This is a genomic window from Nocardioides sp. (assembly GCF_034670285.1).
In the GTDB taxonomy this organism is placed as follows: Bacteria; Actinomycetota; Actinomycetes; order Propionibacteriales; family Nocardioidaceae; genus Nocardioides.
This window is the reverse complement of the sequence record NZ_JAXMNS010000209.1, coordinates 1-6,454: the sequence shown is the minus strand read 5'-3', so window position 1 is coordinate 6,454 and position 6,454 is coordinate 1. Positions and strand designations below refer to the sequence as shown.

Annotated in this window: 8 protein-coding genes; 4 read left to right on the top strand and 4 right to left on the bottom strand. The window is 71.5% G+C overall.

What is annotated here, in order from left to right:
- Both VOI19_RS11605 and VOI19_RS11600 read right to left on the bottom strand, forming a co-directional pair.
- The coding region (locus tag VOI19_RS11605) for a DUF429 domain-containing protein (RefSeq protein ID WP_323793121.1) at positions 1-801 on the bottom strand (801 nt) is incomplete at its 3' end.
- 44 nt (positions 802-845) lie between these two features.
- Positions 846-2,243, bottom strand: a complete 1,398-nt coding sequence (locus VOI19_RS11600; RefSeq protein WP_323793120.1) for a metallophosphoesterase family protein — start codon at positions 2,241-2,243, stop codon at positions 846-848.
- 186 nt (positions 2,244-2,429) lie between these two features.
- Here VOI19_RS11600 and VOI19_RS11595 point away from each other — a divergent pair, with 186 nt between their 5' ends.
- The 4 genes from VOI19_RS11595 to VOI19_RS11580 are packed head-to-tail and all read left to right on the top strand — an operon-like array spanning position 2,430 to position 5,442.
- Entirely contained in the window at positions 2,430-3,413 is a 984-nt protein-coding gene (locus VOI19_RS11595; protein ID WP_323793119.1) for an ATP-binding cassette domain-containing protein, read from the top strand.
- Positions 3,410-4,270: an ABC transporter permease gene (locus tag VOI19_RS11590; protein WP_323793118.1), complete on the top strand. Its 861-nt coding sequence runs from the start codon at positions 3,410-3,412 to the stop codon at positions 4,268-4,270. The genes VOI19_RS11595 and VOI19_RS11590 overlap by 4 nt, the downstream gene beginning before the upstream one ends.
- 39 nt (positions 4,271-4,309) lie before the next feature.
- Positions 4,310-4,879, top strand: a complete 570-nt coding sequence (locus VOI19_RS11585) for a CHRD domain-containing protein (RefSeq protein WP_323793117.1) — start codon at positions 4,310-4,312, stop codon at positions 4,877-4,879.
- Entirely contained in the window at positions 4,861-5,442 is a 582-nt protein-coding gene (locus VOI19_RS11580; protein ID WP_323793116.1) for a copper resistance CopC family protein, read from the top strand. Before VOI19_RS11585 ends, VOI19_RS11580 begins: the two co-directional genes overlap by 19 nt.
- Before the next feature lie 4 nt (positions 5,443-5,446).
- On the opposite strand, the gene VOI19_RS11575 is transcribed toward VOI19_RS11580, so the two are convergent.
- On the bottom strand, positions 5,447-6,070 hold the full coding sequence (locus VOI19_RS11575) for a nitroreductase family protein (RefSeq protein WP_323793115.1): 624 nt from the start codon (positions 6,068-6,070) through the stop codon (positions 5,447-5,449).
- Positions 6,071-6,126: 56 nt separating this feature from the next.
- Positions 6,127-6,454 (bottom strand): cytochrome P450 (locus VOI19_RS11570; protein WP_323793114.1); only part of this gene is annotated, 328 nt, incomplete at its 5' end.

Sequence of the window (6,454 nt, the reverse complement as noted above, 5' to 3'; positions counted from 1 at the left end):
TGCTCTTCCGATCTCACGCCCGGCGAGCGTGAGGTCGGGGTGGTCGGCGGCATAGGTGCGCACGGCGTCACGCACCAGGTCGGTGCGGGTGGGGGCGGTGCCGAGCCGCGGGGTGACGATGTAGCCGGTGTCGAGGTCGCCGTACGTCGTGACCTGGTCGGGCGTGCGGTGCGCGACGAGCGCGACGAGCGCGCACACGACGGCGTCCACCTGGTCCTCGACGACCCGCAGCTCGCTCTTGCGGGTGGCGCGCTCGACCTGCGAGCGGATCCCGGCCCAGGTCTCGTCGGTGGTCACGCCGGCCTCGACGAACGCCATCAGGCGCAGCAGCTCGCTGCGCAGGAGGTCGAGGTCGCGGCCGGGCTTGTTCTTGTACTTGAGGATCTTCGGCAGCCCGAACAGCACGATCGAGGCCGCGTGCGGGTAGACCTCGATCGCCCGGCGAGCCCGGCCCGAGCGCGGGTCGATGTCGAGCCCCAGCATCTTGGCGACCCGGGCTCCGCGGGTGCCGTCGGCGAACTCCGGCTTGCCGAGGTTCGACGGGTGCGTGCCGGCGTCGAAGCGGCGGAAGTCCTTGCTCAGCGCGCGCTCGGCCGGCCGCGACCCGGTGGCGTTCTTGACCACCAGCGGGGCGTCGATCGCGACGAGGCAGTCACCGGCGACGTACGCCGCCAGCTCGGCCTCGATCTCCTCGTCGGTGCGCACGGCGCTGACGTGGAGCAGCCGGCCGTGCTCGTCGAGCACCGCCAGTCCGGTGGGTTGACGCAGCCCCCAGGCGAGATCGACTCCGACGTAGTGCACGGGCCTACCCTGCCGCATCGCACCCGGCGGCGTGGGAGCGCCGCTCAGCGGCCGCGCTTCAAGGTCACTTTGTCGATCACCGTGCCGTCGGTCGCGAGGGCGGTGAGGTTCATCCGGGCCGGTCGGTCGCCACGACGTGGGACGACGTCGACGAACCCGATCGAGTGCTGGTTGTCGGTGACCGCCGACCAGTGCGTCGTCTCGGGCACCCGCACGCCGCCGTCCATGACGACGTACGACACCGGCGCCCCACTGGTCGGGTAGACGGCCTGTCCGGCTCCGCCGGCGGTGAGGTACGTCGTCCCCTTGCGGCTGTCGACCACCGCGCCGCGGCGCGCCTCGACGACCGGCTCGCCGGCGCGCAACGGGTGGGTGCGCTCGTAGCAGTGGTTGTGCCCGTTCACGACGAGGTCGACCGAGTACCGGTCGAACAACGGCTCCCAGCGTGTGCGGTTGCCGCCGTCCGAGGCGTGCACGAGATTGGTGCAGTACATGCAGTTGTGGAAGCCGACGACGATGAAGTCGATGTCGTCGCGGGCCCGGAAGCGCTCGAGCCGTCGCTCGAGCCACTGGTCCTGTGCCGCACCGAGGTAGCCCTCGTTGCGCGAGATCTCGAAGGAGGCGTCGTTGCCGTCGAGCGCGATGAAGGCGACGTTGCCGTAGACGAAGGAGTAGGTGACCGGCGCGCCCTTCACGCCGTTGCGTGGGTTGCGGAACCGGTCGAGGTATCCGGCGTAGCCGAGCTCGCCGTTGCCCTCCTCCATCTCGTGGTTGCCGACCGTGGTCATCCACGGCACCCGGGCAGCGCTGGTCTCGATCTGGCGCAGCCACCGGTCCCACTCGGCGAAGTCCTGCGACGTGTCGCCGCCGGCGCCCGTGCCGCCGGCGCTGTCGGCGTAGCAGAGGTCGCCCACCACGAAGGAGAGGTCCGGTTTCATCGCGTCGATGAGCTGCACGTGGGCGGCAGCCGCGGCGTTGACGCCCATGTCGCCGAACGCCGCGAAGCGGAAGCGCTCGGCCCGCGCAGGCGCCGTCGTGAAGGTGCCCGTGGTCGCGCCGGCACCCCGGTGGGTGATCCGGTAGCGGTAGCGCGTGCCTGGCTCGAGCCCCTCGACCGTGCCGTGGTGGTAGACGGTGCGGAGGTCCTTGGTGGAGCGGCTGCGCACCGGCACCCGCAGCCCCAGCCCGCGGTCGGGCCCGATCTCAAGACGCGACTTCGCGACCGAGCGCGGGGTCGACCACGAGACCGTCATCGAGGTGCGGGCGTTGTCGCCGTACACGAGGTGGACGCCGCGGGGACGCGCCGCGGCCGCGGCCGGCGGCACCCAGAGCATCGGGGACGTCGCCGCGACGAGGCCGGCACCGGCGCCGCCGACCAGGACGTGGCGGCGCGGGAGGGACGGCACGGTGTGCTCGGTGGGCACAGGGGGAGTGTCAGTCATGACACGCACCCTGGCAAGGCCAGGTGTCTGACAGCCGGCCGCCTGCTGAACCGCACGCGACGTCCCGGCGCCCGGCTCACCACGACCGCGTGAATTACGCCGCGGAGGCGATGAGTGCGGGTGTCGGCGCCGGTCCCTACTCTGCGAGGGTGGTTGGACCGACCACACCGGGGAGAAGGACGACGGATGACCGACATGATCCAGGCGCGTGGCCTCGTCAAGCGCTACAAGGAGGTCGAGGCCCTCAGCGGGCTCGACCTCACGGTTCCCGAGGGCAAGGTGCTCGGGCTTCTCGGACCCAACGGCGCCGGCAAGACCACCGCCGTGCGCTGCCTGGCCACCCTGCTCGTGCCCGACGAAGGCTCCGCGACGATCGCGGGCGTCGACGTCCTCAAGGACCCGCAGGGCGTGCGTCGCAAGATCGGGCTCTCGGGGCAGTACGCCGCGGTCGACGAGCACCTCACCGGCTTCGAGAACCTCACCATGGTCGGGCGGCTCTACGGCTTCGACAAGGCCACCGCGCGGGCGCGGGCCCGGACGCTGCTGGAGCGCTTCGACCTCTCCGACGCAGGCGACCGCCCGTCGAAGACCTACTCCGGTGGCATGCGTCGTCGTCTCGACCTCGCCGGCGCCCTGGTCGCGGAGCCGCCGGTGCTGATCCTCGACGAGCCCACGACCGGGCTCGACGTGCGCAGCCGCCAGCAGATGTGGGACGTCATCAAGGAGCTCGTCGGCGGTGGCTCGACCCTGCTGCTCACGACGCAATACCTCGAGGAGGCCGATCGGCTCGCCGACGACATCGTCGTCATCGACCACGGCCGCGCGATCGCCCGGGGCACCGCCGACGAGCTCAAGGCCCAGACCGGCGGTGAGCGCGTCGAGGTGGTGCTGCGCGACGTCGCCCGCATGGACGACGTCCTGCGGGCCTTTTCGTCGGTCGCGATCGGCGACGTCCAGGTCGACGACCGCACTGCCACGGCGGCCGTCAGCGGCGGCGCCTCGGCGCTCCGCTCAGTCCTGACCGACCTGGAGAGCGAGGGCATCGAGGTCCTCGACATCGGCCTGCGCCGTCCGACGCTGGACGACGTCTTCCTCTCCCTGACCGGACGCGCGACCGAGACCGACGCCGCCGGCCAGTCCGACTCCCCCGCGACCGAGGTGTCCTCATGACCGATCAGTCCACCCAGCCCACCGGCACCACCGCCCCGCCGGCGCCCACGCGCGGAGCCGCCGCCCACGCGATCAGCGACGGCTGGGTCGTGGCCCAGCGCAACCTGATCAAGATCAAGCGCGTGCCTGAGGTCCTGGTCTTCGTGCTGATCAGCCCGATCATGTTCGTCCTGCTCTTCGCCTACGTCTTCGGTGCCGCGATCGACGTGCCAGGAGACGTCGACTACACGGAGTTCCTGATCGGCGGGATCTTCGCGCAGACCGTCGTCTTCGGGGCCACGTTCACCGGTGCCGGCCTCGCCGAGGACATGCAGAAGGGCATCATCGACCGGTTCCGCTCGCTGCCGATGTCGCGAGCCGCGGTCCTGGTCGGGCGGACGACGTCCGACGTCGTCTACAACGTGCTGTCGCTCATCATCATGGCGCTGACCGGGCTGCTGGTCGGCTGGCGCGTGCGCGAGGGCGTCGTCGACATGTTCGCCGGCTTCCTGCTGCTCCTGCTCTTCGCCTACGCGATCAGCTGGGTGATGGCTCTGGTCGGCCTCCTCGTGCCGAGCGTCGAGGTGATCAACAACGCCTCGTTCATCGTGATCATGCCGCTGACGTTCGTCTCCAACGCCTTCGTGCCCCAGGAGAGCTTCGACGGCGTCCTGCGCACGATCGTCGACTGGAACCCCGTCTCGACCCTCACCCAGGCCTGCCGCGAGCTCTTCGGCAACGTCGGGCCGGGCCTGGGCGAGCAGTCGGCCTGGCCGATGCAGAACCCGGTCATCTACACGCTCGGCTGGATCGCGCTGATCCTGGTGGTCTTCGTGCCCCTCTCGGTGCGCCAGTACGGCCGCGCGACCAGCAAGTGACCCCGGCTGCGTGGCAGCCACCTGGGTAGCGTGAGGGGCATGAACCTCCGACGAGCAGCGACGACGACGGCTGCCCTCTCCCTGGTCCTGGCGGGCGCCGCGTGCGCTAACGACGATCCCGACATGCCGATGATGGACGACATGTCGGGCATGGACGGCATGGACGGCATGGACGGCATGGCGATGGGCGACCCCGGTGCCACGCCGGCCGACGAGGTCGACGGTGACGTCACGAGCGGCGAGTTCTCCGTGCTCGACACCGCCCCGCCTGGCAGCGACGGCGCGGCTGGGCAGGCGTGGTTGGCCCAGAACGACGACGGCACGACTGTCACGATCCGGTTGACCGGTCTCGCCCCCGACACCGCCTACATGGCGCACCTGCACGCCGAGGCCTGCGCGAGTGACAACGGCGGCCCGCACTTCATGTTCGACCTCGACGGCAGCGAGATGCCGCCCAACGAGGTCCACCTCGCCTTCACCGCCGACGACGACGGCGCGGGCGAGGTCACGGTCACCAACGAGCAGCGGGTCGGCGACGGCGCCCCGTCGGTCGTCATCCACCCGACTGACGCCATGGACAACCGGCTGGCATGCGCCGACTTCTCCTGACCCGCAGCGGCGCCGTCCTCGCCACGTTGACGACGGTCGCGTTCGTGCTCCTCGTCCTCGTGCCCGGTCCGGCCCTCGCCCACGGCGACCTCGTGGACGGCTCCCCCGGGCCCGGTGACGACGTCGCCGTCGGCACCGACGTGCTTCGCCTGGAGTTCACCGACCTCGACCCCGACGGCCGGCCGCTGGTCGCGGTGCGCGATGCCGCCGGCGATCCGGTCGCCGTCGGCACTGCCTCCTTCGGCGACGACGCGACGATCTGCGCTCGCTCGGCCCCGCTCGAGCCGGGCGTGACGACCATCGACTACGCCGTGCTGAGCGAGGACGGCGACCGCCAGGAGGGCAGCTACACCTTCGAGGTCTCCGAGGGCGGTGCCTTGGCGCAGGCCGGGGTCTGCGACGCGGTCGACCTCGCCGCCCCCGGCGAGCCCAAAACGCTGGACGAGATGGGATCCGGCACGGTGCCGACCCCGGTCCTCTACGGCCTCGGGCTCCTCGCGGTGGTCGCGATGGGCCTCGCCGTCCTACGGGTCCGTTCGGACCGGCGGGCTCACCCGGCCTGAGCGGTCACTGCTCCACGATCCGCACGCGCACCTCGTCGAGAGGCTTGCGCTCCAGGTCCGGGACCGTGGCGTCGGGCGCCGGGTAGCCCACCGGCACAACCAGGAACCCGCGCTCCTCGGCCGGGCGGCCGAGGATCTCGTTGAGGAACTTCATCGGGCTCGGGGTGTGCGTCAGGGTGCTCAGCCCAGCGCGATGCAGGGCAGCCAGCAGCAAGCCGACGGCGATGCCGACGGACTCCTTCACGTAGTAGGGGCGTGGTGAAGACGGTCCCTGGTGCACCTCGAAGACCACGATCAGTGCCGGGGCATCGGTGAGGAACGGCTTGGTGGCATCGGTGCCCAGCGGGCCGAGCGCGTCGAGCCACTCCTCGGAGGCGCGACGCTCGTAGAACTCCCGCTCCTCGGTCTCGGCTGCCTCGCGCAGGCGACGTCGTACGGCGGGGTCCTCGACCAACACGAAGCGCCACGGCTGCACGTGCGCCCCGCTGGGCGCGCTCGCCGCAGCCCGGATCGCCTCGTCGAGGACGCCCTCGGGCACCGGGGTCGAGGCGAAGTCGCGCACCGACCGTCGGCGCACCAGGTCGTCGGCCAGGTCACGCACCCGCGCCAGGGCTTCGTCCGGCGCCACCCCGAGCACCGGAGCGGGCTCTCGGCCGGGTTCGTCGGGCCGACCAGGACGTGCGGTCACACGCGCGCCGACGAGCGGTCGGCGCCGTAGAGACGCACGGGCAGCGCCTCGACGCCGTACACGGCCGAGAGCTTGCGGAACTCCAGGGTCTCGATCGGGGCGGTGACAGCGAGGTCGGGAAAGCGCTGGGCCAGGGCGCGCAGCGCGATCCGCAGCTCCATGCGCGCCAGCTCGGCGCCGACGCAGCGGTGGATGCCGTGGCCGAAGGCGAGGTGGCGGGTCGGCTCGCGGCGCGGGTCGAAGTCGTCGAGGTCGGGGGCCAGGCGCGGGTCGCGGTGGGCGCCGAGGAGCGGGCGTCGAGCAGGGAGTAGTTGAGACCGTACA

Coding starts and splice junctions, on each gene's coding strand:
- VOI19_RS11600 (WP_323793120.1), bottom strand. CDS start 2,243: ATGACTGACACTCCCCCTGTGCCCACCGAGCACACCGTGCCGTCCCTC.
- VOI19_RS11595 (WP_323793119.1), top strand. CDS start 2,430: ATGACCGACATGATCCAGGCGCGTGGCCTCGTCAAGCGCTACAAGGAG.
- VOI19_RS11590 (WP_323793118.1), top strand. CDS start 3,410: ATGACCGATCAGTCCACCCAGCCCACCGGCACCACCGCCCCGCCGGCG.
- VOI19_RS11585 (WP_323793117.1), top strand. CDS start 4,310: ATGAACCTCCGACGAGCAGCGACGACGACGGCTGCCCTCTCCCTGGTC.
- VOI19_RS11580 (WP_323793116.1), top strand. CDS start 4,861: ATGCGCCGACTTCTCCTGACCCGCAGCGGCGCCGTCCTCGCCACGTTG.